General features: G+C 73.1%; 14 protein-coding genes. 6 read left to right on the forward strand and 8 right to left on the reverse strand.

Features of this window, described 5'->3' with window-relative positions; translation table 11 throughout:
* Positions 1-58: 58 nt before the first annotated feature.
* Complete coding sequence (locus tag VT50_RS29115) at positions 59-1141, forward strand: NAD(P)/FAD-dependent oxidoreductase (RefSeq protein ID WP_046087370.1); 1083 nt, start codon at positions 59-61, stop codon at positions 1139-1141.
* Between the two features lie 53 nt (positions 1142-1194).
* Here the strand turns inward: VT50_RS29115 and VT50_RS29120 are convergent, their stop codons facing one another.
* Positions 1195-2655, reverse strand: coding sequence for an aldehyde dehydrogenase family protein (locus VT50_RS29120; RefSeq protein WP_046087369.1), 1461 nt, complete (start codon positions 2653-2655; stop codon positions 1195-1197).
* A gap of 203 nt (positions 2656-2858) precedes the next feature.
* Between VT50_RS29120 and VT50_RS29125 the strand changes: the two genes are divergently transcribed.
* On the forward strand, positions 2859-5243 hold the full coding sequence (locus tag VT50_RS29125; protein WP_046087368.1) for a tetratricopeptide repeat protein: 2385 nt from the start codon (positions 2859-2861) through the stop codon (positions 5241-5243).
* Between the two features lie 119 nt (positions 5244-5362).
* Here the strand turns inward: VT50_RS29125 and VT50_RS29130 are convergent, their stop codons facing one another.
* The 5 genes from VT50_RS29130 to VT50_RS29150 form a co-directional block, all read right to left on the reverse strand.
* Entirely contained in the window at positions 5363-5734 is a 372-nt protein-coding gene (locus VT50_RS29130) for a hypothetical protein (protein WP_046087367.1), read from the reverse strand.
* 107 nt (positions 5735-5841) lie between these two features.
* A complete protein-coding gene (locus tag VT50_RS29135; RefSeq protein ID WP_046087366.1) occupies positions 5842-6420 on the reverse strand; it encodes a hypothetical protein in 579 nt (192 codons plus the stop codon).
* A 154-nt stretch (positions 6421-6574) separates the two neighbouring features.
* Entirely contained in the window at positions 6575-6901 is a 327-nt protein-coding gene (locus VT50_RS29140; RefSeq protein WP_046087381.1) for an MmcQ/YjbR family DNA-binding protein, read from the reverse strand.
* A gap of 74 nt (positions 6902-6975) precedes the next feature.
* A complete protein-coding gene (locus tag VT50_RS29145; RefSeq protein WP_046087365.1) occupies positions 6976-7899 on the reverse strand; it encodes a pseudouridine-5'-phosphate glycosidase in 924 nt (307 codons plus the stop codon).
* Complete coding sequence (locus tag VT50_RS29150; protein WP_046087364.1) at positions 7896-9032, reverse strand: PfkB family carbohydrate kinase; 1137 nt, start codon at positions 9030-9032, stop codon at positions 7896-7898. Before VT50_RS29150 ends, VT50_RS29145 begins: the two co-directional genes overlap by 4 nt.
* A 190-nt stretch (positions 9033-9222) precedes the next feature.
* On the opposite strand from VT50_RS29150, the gene VT50_RS29155 reads away from it, so the two are divergent.
* From VT50_RS29155 to VT50_RS29165, 3 genes are all read left to right on the forward strand, one after another.
* Positions 9223-10140, forward strand: coding sequence for an ATP-grasp domain-containing protein (locus VT50_RS29155; protein ID WP_046087363.1), 918 nt, complete (start codon positions 9223-9225; stop codon positions 10138-10140).
* A complete protein-coding gene (locus VT50_RS29160) occupies positions 10137-10970 on the forward strand; it encodes an ATP-grasp domain-containing protein (protein ID WP_046087362.1) in 834 nt (277 codons plus the stop codon). Before VT50_RS29155 ends, VT50_RS29160 begins: the two co-directional genes overlap by 4 nt.
* 161 nt (positions 10971-11131) lie before the next feature.
* Complete coding sequence (locus VT50_RS29165) at positions 11132-11887, forward strand: thioesterase II family protein (protein WP_046087361.1); 756 nt, start codon at positions 11132-11134, stop codon at positions 11885-11887.
* Positions 11888-11910: 23 nt separating this feature from the next.
* Here the strand turns inward: VT50_RS29165 and VT50_RS29170 are convergent, their stop codons facing one another.
* Positions 11911-13125 carry a DUF4032 domain-containing protein gene (locus tag VT50_RS29170; RefSeq protein ID WP_046087360.1) on the reverse strand — a complete coding sequence of 405 codons (1215 nt, stop codon included), beginning with the start codon at positions 13123-13125 and terminating at the stop codon, positions 11911-11913.
* A gap of 205 nt (positions 13126-13330) precedes the next feature.
* Between VT50_RS29170 and VT50_RS29175 the strand changes: the two genes are divergently transcribed.
* Positions 13331-14077, forward strand: coding sequence for an AraC family transcriptional regulator (locus tag VT50_RS29175; protein WP_046087359.1), 747 nt, complete (start codon positions 13331-13333; stop codon positions 14075-14077).
* 57 nt (positions 14078-14134) lie between these two features.
* On the opposite strand, the gene VT50_RS29180 is transcribed toward VT50_RS29175, so the two are convergent.
* A complete protein-coding gene (locus tag VT50_RS29180) occupies positions 14135-16825 on the reverse strand; it encodes a SpoIIE family protein phosphatase (protein WP_046087358.1) in 2691 nt (896 codons plus the stop codon).
* Positions 16826-17001 lie beyond the last annotated feature (176 nt).

Genomic DNA, 17001 nt, shown 5'->3' on the forward strand with positions numbered 1-17001 from the left:
CAGCGCGGGCCGCCGTGTCGTCCTCCTGGTGAACACCGACCGGCAAGGAGGCCGCCACATGGAGAAGCAGCAGGTCCTGGTACTCGGCGCGGGCTATGCGGGGCTGATGGCCGCCCTGCGGCTGGCCCCGCACACCCGCGTCACCCTGGTCGATCCGAGCCCCGCCTTCACCGAGCGGGTACGGCTGCACGAGCGGGCCGTCGGACGGCCCGACATCACGCATCCGCTCGACGCGCTGACCCGGCGGGCCGGGATCGTCCACCTGGCCGCCCGCGCCACCGGTATCGATCCGGCCGCCCGGCGGATCACCACCGACGACGGCCGCGTGCTTCCGTACGACCGGCTGGTGTACGCGCTCGGCAGCCGCACCGCCGACCCCGGCGAGCGCGCCTACACCCCGGAGACGGCGGCCGAGCTGCACAAGCGGCTGCTGGACGGCCCGGGTGAGCTGACCGTGGTCGGCGGGGGACTCACCGGTATCGAGCTCGCGGCCGAGATCGCCGAGTCCCAGGACGCCTGGCAGGTCCGGCTGATCACGGACGGGGAGATCGGCGCGGGGCTCTCGGCGAAGGGCCGCGCCCATGTCCGTACGACGCTCACCGGGCTCGGTGTACGGATCGAGGAGGGCCGCCGGGTGGCGCGCCCGGAGGACATCGACACCGACGCGGTGGTCTGGGCCACCGCGATGACCGCGAACACCGCACTGGCCGAGGCCGCCGGGATCGCCCTCGACCCGGGTGGCCGCGTGCGCGTCGACGCCACCCTGCGCTCGGTGTCCCATCCGGAGATCTACGCGGTGGGCGACGCGGCGGCCATGACCACTCCGGCCGCCGGGGCCCTGCGCATGGCGTGCGCCACCGCGTTCTCCTCCGGTTCGCACGCCGCCTCCTCCCTCATCGCCGAGACGCGGGGGCGGGAGCCGGAGCCATTGCGCTTCCGCTACACGGCCCAGTGCATCAGCCTGGGCCGCAGGGACGGACTGATCCAGCTGGTGCGGGCGGACGACTCCCCGCGCGAGACGGTGCTGCGCGGTGGCGCGGCCGCGCGCACCAAGGAGCAGGTGGTGCGCTCCACGGTCAGGGTGCTGCGGCTGGCGGCGCGCCGCCCCGGGGCCGTGTCCCTCATCCCCGGGGTCGGCTGAGGTGTCCCGGGACCGGCTGACGGCCCCGGGAGGGGGGTGCGGGCGAGCGGCCGTCAGAACGGATAGGGGGCGTGCTGGGTGGCCAGGGTGATCCACCGGGTGTCGCTGAACGCCTCGATGCCCCAGCGTCCGCCGAACCGCCCGTACCCCGAGTGCTTGATGCCACCGAACGGGGCCTGGGGCTCGTCCGCCACCGACTGGTCGTTGATGTGCACGATGCCGGTCCGGATACGGCGGGCGACCTTGAGCCCATGGGTCCCGTTCTCGGTGATGATGCCGCAGCTCAGCCCGTGCTCTGTGGCATTGGCCAGGGTCACGGCACGGTCGTCGTCGGCGAAGGTGTCCACCACGCAGACGGGCCCGAACGCCTCGGCGTGGTGGATGTCCATGTCCGGGGTGACACCGGTCAGCACCGTCGCCGGGTGGACGGCGCCGTCCGGTTCACCACCGCCGGTCAGCACCGTGGCCCCCTTGTCCACCGCGTCCTTCACCAGGGCCGCCACCCGGCGCGCCGCGTCGGCCCCGATCAGCGGGCCGACCACGGTGGCCGGTGCGGCGGGGTCGCCGCACGGCAGGGCGGCCACCCTGGCGGAGAACTTCGCGCTGAACTCCTCGGCGAGGCTTTCGTGGACGAGTATCCGGTCGCCCGACATGCAGATCTGACCGGAGTTCATGAACGCTCCGAAGGTGGCGGCGTTCACCGCGTGGTCCACATCGGCGTCGTCCAGGACGATGATGGCGTTCTTGCCGCCCAGCTCCAGCACGGCCGGTTTGAGGTGCCGTGCGGCGAGTGAGCCGACGGTCCTGCCGACTCCGGTGGAGCCGGTGAAGCTGACGATCCGTACGCGGGGGTCGGCGATAAGCGCCTCGGCCACCTCGGCGGCGTCCGCACGGGCGTTGGTGACCACATTGAGCACCCCGTCGGGCAGCCCCGCGTCGCGCAGCACATCGGCGACGAAGAGCCCGCAGGCGAACGGGGCGTCCTCGCTCGGCTTCAACACCACCGTATTGCCCGCCGCGAGCGGTGCCGCGACGGACCGGACACCGAGGATGACCGGCGCGTTCCAGGGGGCGAAGGCGGCGACTACACCGGCTGGTTCGCGGACGGCGAGACCGAGCGCCCCAGCCTCCTGGGCGCTGAGCACCTCACCGCGCGGGGCGGTGATCGCGGCGGCGGCCTCGCGGAGGATGTGCGCGGCCTGGCCCGCATTGAAGCGCGCCCAGAGCGCGGTGCCCCCGGTCTCCTGCGTCATGATCTCGACGGCCCGTTCGGCGCGCGACTCCAGCAGGTCCGCCGCGGTCAGGAAGATCGCACGGCGTTCGAACGGGGACAGCTCCGCCCAGGCCGGGAAGGCGTCGTCGGCGGCGGCCACCGCACGCGCCACGTCCTCGGCCCCGGCTGCCGCGACGGTGGCGAACACCTCTCCGGTGTAGGGATTAAGGTCCTCTGCGGTGCGTCCCGAGACGGCCGGGGTGTCCTTGCCATCGATCAGCAGATCGCGGTGGAGGGTCATATCGGATGTCCTTTGCGGTCCCTCGCCCAAGGGCGTGTTCGCAGAATGAACTTCGGTTCACTGCGCGCGGACCGTCAGTCTCCGCCGCGCCCCGGGCAGCCGTCAATGCGGAGGGCCCGAACGGGGCCGCCCCCGGCTCCGGGCGCCACAAGCCCGTCCGCCGAGCGTCCTGGCAGACTGGATTCCGAGGGGAGGAGGGGCCGATGGGGCGGGAACGGCTGTCGATGCAGGAGCTGATCCAGCGGCGCAGGAACGCCGGATTCGTGGGCCGACGCCGGGAACTGGACGCGTTCCGGGACAATTTCGGGCTGCCGCCGGAGGACGCGCGGCATCGCTTCGTCTTCCATGTGCACGGCCACGCGGGCGTGGGCAAGACCTGGCTGACGCTCCTGCTGGAGCGTACCGCCCGCCAGGAGTACGGCGCGCTGACCGCCCGTGTCGATGAGACGGCACGTTCCGTCCCCGAGGCGATGGCGGCGATCAGTGAGCAATTCGCCCGCCAGGGACGGGAGTTGACGGCCTTTGACCGGCGGCTCGCCAGCTATCGGCAGCGCCGCCACGAGGCGGAGTCGGTACCGGCGGTGGGCGAGCGGCAGGGTCCAAGCACCGGCGGTATGGTCACCGCGCGGGCGGGGCTCGCGGGACTCGGCCTGGTACCGGGGGTCGGCGCGCTGGCGGGCGCCGTCGATCCGGTGCCGCTGGCCGAGGGCACCGACCGGCTGCGGGCGGCGCTCAGCTCGCGGTTCCGCGACCACAAGGACGTCCAGCTGGTGCTGGACCCGGTGGAGACGCTGTCCCCGCTGCTGCTCAGGGAGTTATCGGAGGCCGCCGCCACGGTGCCGTGGCTGGTGCTGCTCTTCGACACGTACGAACGCCTCGGCCCGCTGCTCGACCCCTGGCTGCGCACCCTGCTGACCAGCGAACGCCTCGGCACCCTCCCCGCCAACACCGTACTGGTGCTGGCCGGGCAGACCCGGCTGGACCCCGGCTGCTGGGGCGATCTGGCCGATGTGGTGGCGGAGCTGCCGCTTGAGCCGTTCACCGAGGCGGAGGCCCGGCAGCTGTTGACCGCCAAGGGGATCACCGATGAGCCGGTGGTGCGGGAGGTGCTGCGGCTCTCCGGCCGGCTGCCGGTGCTGGTGTCCACCCTCGCCGAGAACCCCGGGACGGGCGGCGACCTGGACCCCAGCGCCACCGCCGTCGACCGGTTCCTGAAGTGGGAGCGCGATCCGGTGCGCCGCTCCGCCGCGCTGGCGGGCGCGCTGCCCCGGCGGCTGAACGAGGACGTCTTCAAGGCGGTGGTGGCCGACGAGGGGGCCGGGCTGTTCGGCTGGCTGCGGTCGCTGCCGTTCATCGGCGACCGCGACGGCGCCGCCCGCTACCACGATGTGGTGCGCGCCCCCATGCTGCGGCTGCAGCGGACCACCTCCCCGCAGCGGTGGGGCGCGGCGCACACCCGGCTGGCGGAGACCTTCGCCGGATGGCGGGAGGCGGCCGCCGGAGGGCTCGACCCGCACGACGGGTGGCGGCTGGACAGCTGGAACGGACCACGCCTGGAGGAGTGGTACCACCTGCTGTGCGCATGGCCTTCGGCGGCGCTGCCCGGTGCCCTGCGGGACGGGATCGACGCCTGTGACGCGGGCCCAGCGGTGGCCAGGCGCTGGGCGACCACCCTGGTCGAGGCGGGCGAGGACGCCGACTCTGACGTGGTGCGCGCCTGGGGGCTGCACCTGGTGGACGCGCTGGGGGACGAACGGCGGCGTGGTATCGAGGCGATGGGGCTGCTGCTGGCCCGGGGCGGCCTTGACCCCGCCGCCCGGGTCGCGGCCCTCGTCGTACGGGGCTGGCACCGCCGTTCGGTCGAGGAGTTCGACGGGGCGCTGGGGGACTTCCAGCGGGCGGTCGAGCTGGACCCCGGGAATGTGCGGGCGCACTTCGGGCGTGCCGTGGTCCACCGGGCGACCGGGGAATTCACCGCGGCGATGGACGCGCTGGACCGCGTCGACGCGCTGGAGCCGGGTTCGACCTGGGTGCAGCGGGAGCGCGGGGAGACCTGCCGCCGGGCGGGCCGGTACGAGGAGGCGCTGGCCCGGCTCGACCCGGTGATCGAGGCCGATCCGGCGGACCATGTGGCCCTGGGCAGCCGCGGCCAGACCAGGATGGCGCTCGGCCGGATCCAGGAGGCCCTGGCGGACCTGGACCGGGCCATCGAGCTGAACGGCGACTACGCCTGGGCACTGCTCCGGCGGGCCCGGGTGCGCAGCACCCTCGGGGACAGCGCGGGCGCGCTGGCGGACCTGGACCGGGTGGAGTCCCTGGAGCCCGGCGTCCCGGGAACGCTCGGCGAACGCGGCGATGTCCACCGCTTCGCGGGCCGCTACGAGGAGGCCATCGCGGTGTACGACCGGGCGCTGGCCCTCGACCCGGGCTACGCCTGGGCCCTGGGGAGCCGCGCGATGGCCAACGAGGCCCTGGGCAGACATGCGGAGGCGCTGGCGGACCTGGAGCGCGCGGTGGCGCTGAATCCCGGCTACGCCTGGGCCGTGGCGCAGCGCGAGCGGTTGCTCTCGAGCGGGGATTCGCCGTAGGGCGGACGGAACGACGGGCCGGTGTGACCTCCCGGCGCCCGCACTTCCGGCTCCCTTCCCCCGGCGGCCGGTCCACGGCCGTGTGTCACCTTCCTTCAGTAACCATCAACGGCTGTGTGTCAGCGGCCCTGTCGTGACGCGCGCCCGGCGAAGCAGGACGACACGGCGTGGCGCACGGCGCGCAGCGCGGCACGGCAGCGCGAGAGGTACCGGGACGGGCGGGTCCGGCGGACGGGGCGCGGTGCGGCGGACGGTGGAGCCGGTACGCCGGAGGGAGCCGGTACGCCGGAGGGAGCCGGTACGGCGGTTGGGGCCGGTACCGGCCCCTCGGCCGATGTGTTCCGAACGGTGGCGTCCACCCGGGCGGGAGCGGCCGGATCCACCGCGGGCGGCGACGGATCGGTGGCGGTGCTGGCCTGCGGGGTGACGGGGCGCCTGGTGGCTTCCGCGCGCAGCATGGCGCGCATGGCGGCATAGACATCGATGGGCATGCGGATACTCCTGCGGTCTCGGACGTCCTACGGCTGGCGGGCAGGCCGGACCGCATCCGGGAGCCGCGATGCACGCGGAAGCGGGATGGCGGACGGCCCGGGGCCGGTCAGCAGCGCAGAACGACGGACCGCGAGGAGAGCCGACCGGCCGGGACGCCGTCCCCGGTGCCGAACGCGGCTGCGCCCGGCGCCGGCTGGGCGGGGCGACCGCGGACCGCGATGAGGGCGAGGGGGCCGACGGACGTCGAGAGGGAGCGATGGCCGCCGAACGAGGCGCCACGGGCCACCCGCCCGGCGTGCCGGTCCGGATGCCCGGCACCGTCCCGTGCGGAGGCGGAGAAGGCGGCCGACGCCGAGGAGGTGGAGCGCTCGTCCTCGGTCTCCGGCGCCAGCGGTAGGGGGGTGACGGGAGCGGGAGCGCCCACGGGGGCCGACGCGGAGAGGGGCGGGGCCGGGACGGGAGCCCCCGCGTCACCGGGCGCGGAGGGGGCCGGGGCCCGGTCCGGCACCCCGGCCGCACCGGCCTTCCCGGTCACGCACCGCTCCGGCCCGGTGGGCGGTGAGGCGCGGACGACCCCCAGGGCCAGCACGGTGTGCAGCAGCGTGGCCGCCAGCAGCAGGAGGACGGCAGCCACGCACGGGCCGCCGCACACCGCGGGGCGGTTCGTCCTGCCGCCGTACACCATGCGGCCTCCCTCGCTGATCCCCTTCCAGGGAACCCCGCACTGCGGAAGACGGCACTCCGATTACCGGGAAAAGTCCGTACTTTCACCCGTGTCGGTTATCCACTCGAACACCCATAGCGCCACATTTCGAGAAGCGACCGGCCGTGTGGTGTGTTCATTCGAGCAAGGAGGCCGGTGCGGCCTGCCGCCAGGAGTCGAGCAGGATGTCCCGCAACTCATCGAGGTCGTCCAGCGCGGCGAGCCGCACCCGCACCCAGGCCGAACCCGCCTCATGGCCCGCGACCCAGAACTTCTCCGGCTCCGCCAGCACCAGCTCCTCCCGCTCCACCTTGGGACATCTGACGGCCATCGAGGTCTCGTCCTCGGGCAAGGTGGCGAACATCTTCCCGGCGACCCTGAACGTGGGCATCGACCAGGCGATCTTCTCTGTGGTCTCCGGCAGCGACAGGGCGATGGCACGGACATCATCGGAGGTGGTCATGGCCAGACCGTAGAACACCCCACCGACAAGGCCCCCGCGGCGGCGATCGGCCACCGGGCCCCGGCGCGGGCGCGTTATGCCCCGGCCGCGTAGTGAATCGCGATCCGCGCCCCGAGCCGTGCGTTGTTCTTGACCAGGGCGATATTGGTCCGCAGGCTCTCGCCCTCGGTCAACTCCACGATCCGGCCCAGCAGATACGGGGTCGCGTCCTTGCCGCCGATGCCCGCCTCCGCCATCTCGGCGAGGGCCCGCCCGATGATGCCGTCGATCCGCTCGGCCGGGATCTCCTCGGCCTCGGGGACCGGGTTGGCGATGCTCAGCCCCGCCGTCATGCCCAGCTCCCACTGGGCGCGCATGGTGGCGGCGATCTCCTCGGGTGAGTCGACGCGCAGCGGGGAGCGGAAGCCGCTCACCCGGGAGTAGAAGGCGGGGAAGTCATCGGTGCCGTAGGTGAGCACCGGAACGCCCAGGGTCTCCAGCTTCTCCAGGGTCAGCCCGATGTCGAGGATGCTCTTGACCCCGGCGCTGATGACGGCCACCGGGGTGGTGGCGAGCTCGGTGAGGTCGGCGCTGATGTCGAAGGACCGCTCCGCTCCCCGGTGCACTCCGCCGATGCCACCGGTGACGAAGACGCGGATCCCGGCGAGCGCGGCGAGCCGCATGGTGGACGCCACGGTGGTCGCGCCGTGGCCGCCGCGCGCGATGACATGGGCGAGGTCGCGCACGCTGACCTTGCCCACCTCGGGGCTGGTGGCGAGCAGTTCCAGATCGGCCCGGTCCAGACCGGCGCGCGGCCTGCCGTGGAGGACGGCGATGGTGGCGGGGACCGCGCCCTCGGCGCGGATGATCTCCTCGACCTCGGTGGCCATCTCCACGTTCTGCGGATACGGCATGCCGTGACTGATGATCGTGGACTCCAGCGCGACCACGGGACGGCCGTCGAGCAGCGCCTCCGCGACCTCCTCGGTGAGGGTAAGCCGGGGATGGGGGGTGGTCATGGGGTCCTCCGCAGCGGGGCGTCGAGCGCGTCCTCGATCAGACGCGGGGTCAGGTCGGGTCGTACGGTGGCGGGGGTGGCCACGGTCAGCGCGGCGGCGGCGTGGCCGTAGCGGGCGGCGTCCACCGGGTCGGCGCCGCCGAGCAGGGCGTGGGCGAACGCGCCGAGCATCGCGTCACCGGCCCCGGTGACGTCCCGCACTTCGGCTGGTGGCGCCTCCAGCGGCACCCGGCCCTCGTCGAGGGTGCTCAGCAGGGAGCCGCGCGCACCGAGCCGCACCCACACATGCCGCACCCCGCGCTCATGGAGGACGGCCACGGCCCGGAGCAGCCGCGGGTCGTCCGCGTCCTCGGCCCCTTCGAGGTCCCGGTCGGTGAGGGCGCCCAGCTCCGCCACGTTCGGCGTGACGGCGAAGACCGGCCGCCCGGCGGCGAACAGCGGGGCCAGCAGCGTCGCCTTGGGGACGCTCACCGGGTCGATCAGCGTCTGGACGCCGGTGGCGGAGGCGATGTCCAGGACGTAGGAGAGCACTCGCGTGGAGAGGTTGCCGTCCAGCACCAGCAGACCGGCGTTGCCGATGAGTTCGCGCGCGGTGTGGAGGTGCTCGGGGGCCAGCGCGTCGGTGGCGGCCATGTCGGCGATGGCCACGACCAGATCGCCGTCGGCGTCCAGCACCGCCGTATAGGTACCGGTGGGATGGGGGCCGCGGTGAATGTGCTCGATGCGCACCCCGGCGGCCTGGGTCTCGCTCAGCAGCCGCTCCCCCGCCGCGTCCTGCCCCACGGCGGCGATGAGATGGGTGGGGGTGCCGAGCCGGGCGAGGTTCTCGGCGATGTTGCGGCCGACGCCGCCGGGGCTGGTGTGGGACCGCCCCGGGTTGCTGGTGCGGTAGGTCACGGGGGCGAGGCTGCGCACCTTGATGTCCACATTGGCCCCGCCGATGACCACCACCGCGTGCTCCTGGCGCAGGATGTAGCCGCGCCCCAGGATGGCGCCCTTCTTGCCCAGGTTGGAGAGGTGCACATTGACCGCGGCCCGGGTGGTCCCGAGTGCGTCGGCGATGGACTGGGCGCCGGCCAGCGGGTCCCGCCGCAGCAGCGCGAGTATTTCCCGCTCCCTACGCGTCAGTGTCATGTTCAGCAGAGTAAAGCAAACTTAGCCCGATAAACAGGCCTCATCGGGGGCCGGTCAACGGGCCACTGACGCCCGTGGGTTGGCCCAGGAGATCGCAAGAGAACGGCGGATGACATCCTGAGGAGCCATGGCGCGCCGGACACTCTCGGCAGCGGCCCGGGGACCTGTCCGGTGACGAGGAAGAAGGCCGATGAGACTCTGCTTTCTGGTGGAGGAGCGCTATCGCCACGACGGGATGCCGCGCGAGGTGATCCGTCAGCTCTCCGACTGGGGCCACCAGGTGGATGTGGTCAGGCCGGGCCGTTCCCTGATGCTGATGTCCGACGCGGTGCGGGCCGGCAGCCATGACGCCTGGGTGCTCAAGACGGTGTCCGGAGGCCCCGGGCTCACGCTGCTGGAGGCCGCGGCGGCGGTCGGGCTGACCACCGTCAACGACGCCCGCTCCATCCGCGGCGTACGGGACAAGGCCCTGGCGGCCGCCATCGGGCGCAGCCGTGGGCTGCCGATGCCGCCCACCTACGCGGCGGCCCGGCCCGAGGCGCTGGAGGAGATCGCGGAGGCCGAGTTCCCGCTGGTGGTCAAGCCCGCGGACGGCAGCTCGGGGCGGGCCGTGCGGCTGGTGCCGACCCCGGACCGGCTGAGGGCGCTGCGCGCCGAGCTGGCGGCGGAGGGCATGCTCATCGCCCAGCCGTATGTGCCGAATTCGGGCGTCGACCTCAAGGTGTACTGCGTGGGCGGGGAGTTGTACGCCACCGAGCGGGGGTCGCCGCTCGGCCCCGACGCGGGCGCGCGCGGGCGTCGGGTACCGCTGCCCGCCGAAGTGGCGGCCATCGCCGCCGAGGTCGGCGCGGTCTACGGCCTCGATCTGTACGGGGTGGATGTGCTGCTGGGCCCGGACGGGCCGGTGATCGTCGATGTGAACGACTTCCCCAGCTTCAAGGAGGTGCCGGACGCGGCGGCCCGGGTGGGGCGCGCGGTCCTGGAGTTGGCGCGCGGGGGCGGCGGCCGGTCCGGGGCCGCGCTCGTCCGCGCCCTCACCGGAGCCGAGCCGCCGGTGCGTGGGGCCGGGCCGGTCCCGGCCAGCGCCACGGTGAGCGGCGGCCGATGAGGATCGGCCTGATCACCACCGACCCCGGCCATCAGCTCCTCGCCGACACCACGGCTCTGCTGGCCCCCCGCCATGAGGTGGTGGCACTCGGCCCGGGCGGCCACGACGGGGCGGGGACGCGGGGCCCGGCCGTCGCGGGCGCACTCGCCGACGTGTACCTGCTGAAGGCCCGGACACCTCCCGCGCTGGCGCTCGCCCGGTCCCTGGAGCGGCGTGGCGCCCCGGTGGTGAACTCCGCCGCCGCCACCGCGCGGTGCCAGGACCGTACGGCGATGGCCGAGCGGGCGCTCCGCGCCGGGCTGCCGTTCGCCCCCACCCGCACCGTGGCCTCGCTCGCCGCGCTGGCGGCTGAGCCGCCGCGTCGTCCCGTCGTGGTCAAGAGCCGCCACAGCCGCCGTCAGGACCTGGTGGCCCGCGTGGACGGCGCCGCGCGGCTGCGGGCCCTGACCGCGGACTGGGCGGATGAGCCCGTGGTGGTGCAGGACTTCGTCCCGAACGACGGCTGGGACCACAAGCTGTGGGTGGTCGCGGGCCGGGTGTTCGCCGCGCTGCGCCGGTCGGAGCTGGCGGCCGGTGGCCGCGGTCCGAACCTGCCGCTGGCCCTGGACGCGCTGCCACCGGGCTGGCTGGATCCGGTGCTCCGGGTCGGTGCGGTGTTCTCGCTGAACGTCTATGGTGTGGATCTGATCGACGCGGGTGGCGGCGCACCGCTGATCGTGGACATCAACGCCTTCCCGGGAATCCGCGGTCAGGCCGGGGCTCCCGAGGCGCTGGCGGCCCTGGCGCTGCGGACGGCCGAACGGGGCGGACTCACCGCTTCCCGCACATGACCGACACGAGGGAAACACTAGGGGACTCCCGGCCTAAATAGGGGTGGCCGCAGATCGGACGGGACCGGCAGGGTGGTCTACTGGTCCGCGCGCGATCCGAGGCACGCGCGTGACAGCCACCCGACAGCCGCCGCAGAGCGAGCGGCACGAAAGGACATCACGTGACCGCACACCCCACCGGCACAAGCCTGTGGATCAGGCAGTTCCACCCCGCGCCGACCGCGGCGACGCGACTCGTCTGCCTGCCCCACGCCGGCGGGTCCGCCTCCTACTACTTCCCCGTCTCCAAGGCCCTCTCGCCCACGGTCGATGTGCTCGCCGTGCAGTATCCGGGGCGCCAGGACCGGCGCAATGAGAAGTGCATCGACAACATCGCCGAACTGGCCGATGCGCTGGTGCCCGAATTGCTGCCGTATACGGATAAGCCGGTAGCGCTTTTCGGCCACAGCATGGGCGCCACGCTGAGCTTCGAGGTCGCCCTGCGCCTGGAGCAGAAGGGCGTACAGCCGGTGGCGCTGTTCGCCTCGGGACGGCGCGCCCCGTCCTGCCACCGCGACGAGACCGTCCACCTCCGCGACGACGACGGGCTGATCGCCGAGGTGAAGGGCCTGAGCGGCACCGACACCTCGCTCCTCGGCGACGACGAGATCCTACGGATGGTGCTGCCCGCGATCCGCAGCGACTACAAGGCGGCCGAGACCTATCGCTACGCCCCCGGCCTGCGGCTGGCGACGCCCATCCACGCGCATGTGGGGGACAACGACCCCAAGGCGACCGTGGAGGAGGCCCGCGCCTGGGGCGAGCACACCACCGGTGGCTTTGACCTCCAGGTCTACTCCGGCGGCCACTTCTACCTCAACGACCAGGCGCCGCGCGTGATCGCGTCGATCCGGGACGTGCTGACCGCGAAGTCCTGAACTGCCGCCCGCCCGCGGGGCGTTCAGCTGTGGGGCTGATGGGTCAGGATGGTCCGTATGTAGTCCTCGACGGTGGTGTCCAGGCCCACGTCCCGGCCCGCCCGCTCGGACAACAGCCAGCGGTGCTCCAGCAGTTCGTAGTAGAGCTGCGCGGTGTCGGCCGCACCGCGCAGCTCTTTCGGCACGGTCCGTACCGTGGGCCGGAAGACATCGCGGACCCACCGGTGGGCAAGCACCTCCGGGCGGGCGCCGAGCGGATCGCCCGGCGCGTGGTCATCCTGGGTGGCCATCCAGGTCTCCAGGTCGTTCAGCAGGCTGCGGGCCTGGTTCTCCTCCGCGTCGAGCCCGGTCAGCCGTAGCAACTGCCGCTGGTGGTGGCCCGCGTCCACGACCTTGGGCACGAAGCTGACGGCGTCACCGTCGGGCGAGCGCTCGATCTGCATCTCCGCCACGTCGAACCCGAGGTCGTTCAGGCGGCGGACGCGCTGGTCGATGGCGTGGCGCTGGTCGAGCGGATAGACCGACTGACGCGTCAGCTCATGCCACAGATCGCAGTAGCGCTCCACGATGTCCTGCCCGAAGAGCACCGGGTCGACCGAGGGGTGCAGGGAGCCGCTGGCCTCCAGGTCCATCAGCTCGCCCGCGATGTTCACGCGCGCCACCTCGAGGTCGTACTCCCGCTGTCCGCTGGTGAGTTTCGGCTGGATCTGCCCGGTCTCGGCGTCCACCAGATAGGCGGCGTACGCGCCCGCGTCGCGCCGGAAGAGGGTGTTGGACAGCGAGCAGTCGCCCCAGGCGAACCCGGCCAGGTGCAATCGCACCAGCAGTACGGCGAGCGCGTCGAGCAGCCGTCTGATGGTGCTGGGCCGCATGGTCGTCTGGAACATCGACCGGTACGGCTGCGACCCCACCAGATGGCGGGTGATCAGCGCCGGTTCCAGCGGCTCGCCGTGCGCGTCGGTGCGTCCGGTCACCACCGCGAGCGCGTCCACCGCGGGCACCGCGAGCCGGTCCAGGTCGCGCAGCAGCCCGTACTCCCGCACCGCCGCCCACTCGCCGACCTCCTTGACGGCCACGATCTCGCCGCCCGCCTGCGCGAAGCGGACGACATGGCGGGAGATGCCCCGGGGGAGGGCGACCAGGTGCTCCTCCGGCCACTCCGCCAGCGGGACGTTCCACGGCAGATCGAGCAGGGACGCCGGGTGCTCGGGCGAGGTGGCGGTGATCTGCAGCTCCATGACACCCCAGTGTGCGGTACGGACCTGTCATCGGAGCCGGTCGTACGGCGGACCGACGCACGGTCACATGGACAGATTCTGTCCGGATACATACGCTGAAGATCCAATCGGACGAGATCTGTCAGTTCAGGGCCACACCATCGCGGACGCCTTCGCGGGCTGCGGCGGCCGACACCCTGAGGTTGATGAAGTGGCGATGGTTGCGATGGAGAGGATCCGCCACGATCCCCAGGCGACGACGGGCCAGCGGCCACTGCCCGCCGGTGGCGGTATCGACGCGCACCGGCATGACGAGCACCAGATCGTCTACGCCGGGCGGGGAGTGCTGGCGGTCACCACCGACGCGGGCAGCTGGATCGCACCCGCCAACCGTGCGCTCTGGATTCCCGCCGGGACCGTCCATGAGCACCGCGCGTACGGCGCCACCGAGCTCCATCTGGTGGGGCTGGCGGTGGCGGACAACCCGCTGCGGCTGGAGCAGCCCGCGGTCCTCGGCGTCGGCCCGCTGCTGCGCGAGCTGATCATCGAGTACACCGCGCACCCGGCGGACCTGGGCGCCGAACGCCGTCGGCTGCGGGCCGTACTGCTCGATCAGCTCCGCCGCTGCCCCGAGCAGCCGGTGCATGTGCCCGCCGCCGAGGACCCGCGCCTGGCGGCGGTGTGCGCCCTCCTCCACGACGACCCTGCGGACAACCGGACCCTGCGGCAGCTCGGCGCCGCGGCCGGGGTCGGCGAGCGCACCCTGACCCGGCTGTGCGGGGCGGAGCTGGGGATGACCTTCCCGCAGTGGCGCACCCAACTGCGGCTGCACCACGCCCTGCGGCTGCTGGCCGAGGGCGTCCCGGTCACGGCCGTGGCCCATCGCTGCGGCTGGGCGTCGAGCAGCGCCTTCATCGATGTCTTCCGCCGGGCCTTCGGCCACACCCCCGGCGCCCATCGCACGCTCGGCTGACGCCCCGCGCCCGCGCGCTCAAGAGCGCCGTCTGACGGGGCTACCGCGCCGACCGGGTCAGCCCGAGATGTCCGCCCACTGGTCGAGGAGGGCGTCGTCCGTGACCTCGCCCAGCGGTGACACCGGGGCGGTCAGCGGCTGCTCGGCCCAGATGATCTTGCCATTGGGGGTGTAGCGGGTGCCCCAGCGCTGGGCGTACTGGGCCACGAGGAAGAGCCCCCGGCCGCCTTCGTCGGTGGTGGCGGCGCGGCGCAGATGCGGAGAGGTGCTGGAGCCGTCCGCCACCTCGCAGATGAGGGTGCGGGCGCGCAGCAAGCGGACGCGGCTGGGGCTGGATCCGTAGCGGATGGCGTTGGTCATCAGCTCGCTGAGGATGAGTTCGGTGGTGAAGCCGACCTCCTCCAGCCCCCATGCGCTCAGCTGCCCGGCGGCCTCGTTGCGGATGCGGGCCACCGCGGCGGGGTCGGAGGGCAGCTCCCATTCGGCGACGTGCCCGGGGTCCAGCAGATGGGTGCGGGCCACGAGGAGGGCGATGTCATCGATGGGGTGGGAGGACGCCATGGTGTCGAAGACGGCCTGGCAGGTCTGCTCCGGAGTGCGCTCGGGCAGTCCGGCGAGGGTGGTGCGCAGCACGCCGAGCCCTTCGTCGAAGTCCCGGCCGCGGTCCCGGATCAGCCCGTCGGTGAACAGCGCCAGTCGGCTGCCTGCGGGCAGCTCCAGTTCGGCGGTCTCGATGGGCTCGCCGCCCAGGCCCAGCGGCGGGCCGAGGGGGACCTCGGGGAAGGTGACGGTGGAGTCGGGGAGGACCACCGCCGGGCCCGGGTGGCCGGCGCCCGCCATCGTGCAGCGGCCGGAGACCGGGTCGTAGATGGCGTACAGACAGCTGGCGCCGCTGATCCCCGGGGCGTCGGTGCCCGCGGCGGCCTGGTCCTGGTCGAACCGGCTGACCAACTCGTCGAGATGGGCCAGGAGTTCATCGGGCGGCAGGTCGAGCGCGGAGAAGTTGTGCACGGCGGTGCGCAGCCGGCCCATGGTGGCGGCGGCGTGCAGTCCGTGGCCGACGACATCGCCGACGACGAGCGCGACCCGGGCGCCGGGCAGGGGGATGACGTCGAACCAGTCGCCGCCGGCCCCGGCCCGGGCGGGCAGATAGCGGTGGGCCACCTCCATGGCGTCCTGTTCGGGCAGGCCCTGGGGCAGCAGACTGCGCTGCAGAGTGGCCGCCATCGCGTGTTCGCGGGTGTAGCGGCGGGCGTTGTCGATGGCGACCGCGGCGCGCGCGACCAGCTCCTCGGTGAGCGCCACGTCGTCCTCGTCGAACGGCTCGGCCTTCTCCGAGCGCCAGAAGGTGGCGACGCCCATGGTGACGTCCCGCGCCCGCAGCGGGATGGTGATCATCGAGTGGATGCCATACGTGACGATCTTGGCCGCCTGGTCGAGGTCCTGCTCCTGCCACCCCTCGTACGTCCGCAGATCCGCCTCGAGCACCGCGCGACCGGCGCCGAAGCCCCGTGCCTGGGGCGCGGCGCCGCTATAGGTGATCATCTTGCCGACCCGCCACAGCGGATGGTCGGAACGGATGCCACAGGTGGCGGTGCGGCGCATGGCGCTGCCCACGGGCTCGTCGCCGCGCAGCACGGGGTCCACCAGGTCAACGGTGGCGAAGTCGGCGAACCACGGGACGGCGAAGCGGGTCAGCTCCTCGGCGGTCCGCACCACATCGAGGGTGGTGCCGACCCTCGAGCCGGCCTCGTAGAGCAGCCGCAGCCGCCGCTCCGCCACTTCGGCCTTGCCGGACAGCGCGCGCAGTTCGGTGGAGTCGCGGAGCGTGGCGACGCTTCCGGACATCCCGCCGTCCCATCGGGTGGAGCGCTGGTTGACGGCCAGCAGCCGCTCCCCGGCCAGGTGCACCTCGTCGGTGGCGACCCGGCCCGAGGCGAGCAACTCGGCGGTGCGCGGCTCGATGCCGAGCTCGGTGACGGGGCGGCCCTCAGCGTCCGGGGGCAGGTCGAGCAGCCGGCCCGCCTCGTCGTTGGCGAGGACCAGACGGCCGTGGCTGTCGACGATGAGCACGCCCTCCTTCACGGAGTGCAGCACGGCGTCGTGGTGCTCGTACATGCGGGTCATCTGGGCGGGCCCGAGCCCCCGCGTCTGCCGCCGCAGCCGCCCGCCGACCAGCGCGGTCCCGCCGGTGGCGAGCGCGAGCGCACCGGCGGCGGAGCCGAAGACCAGCGGCAGCTGGCGCTCGACCCGGCCGCTCACATCGGCGGCGGTCATCCCGGCGCACACCACGCCGACCACGGTGCCGTCGCCCTTGGGGATCGGGACGGTGGCCTGGACCTCCCGGCCGAGGGGACCCTGAACGGACTCGGTGACGATCTTGCCCTTCACCACCGGCCGCCAGTCGGCCACCACCGTCTTGCCGATGTACTGCGGCTTGGGGTGGGTGTAGCGGATGCCGTGGGTGTTCGCCACGACCACGAAGTCCAGATGCGCCCGGCGACGGGTCGCCTCGGCCCGCGGCTGGAGCACGGCGGTCGGATTCTCGGCCTTCATCGCGGACGCGGTGCCCGGGGAGGTGGCGAACGTCTGGGCGACGGCGGTGGCGCGGTTAAGGGCCTCCTGCTCGCTGTCGATACGGGCCTGGAGGATGAGCGCCGTCGTGGCCGCCACGATGAGCAGGCACACGAGCACGACTTGGACAGCGAAAACCTGCCCGGCGATGCTGCGCGCGCTCAAGCTGCGCAAGCTCAGGAGCGAGCGGAACCGCGTCCGGGAGGGGGTGTGTGGGGCAAGCCTTGATCGACCGAAAACTCCGACCACGCCCCCTTCCTACCATTTATTCCCGACCGACCGGGAAGCCTCGGGACGGACGATCCCTGCCCGTCCCGAAACGTGATACACCTCGGCACGGTACGTGGCTC

Origin of the sequence: Streptomyces antioxidans (genome assembly GCF_000968685.2) — a bacterium.
Lineage (GTDB): Bacteria > Actinomycetota > Actinomycetes > Streptomycetales > Streptomycetaceae > Streptomyces > Streptomyces antioxidans.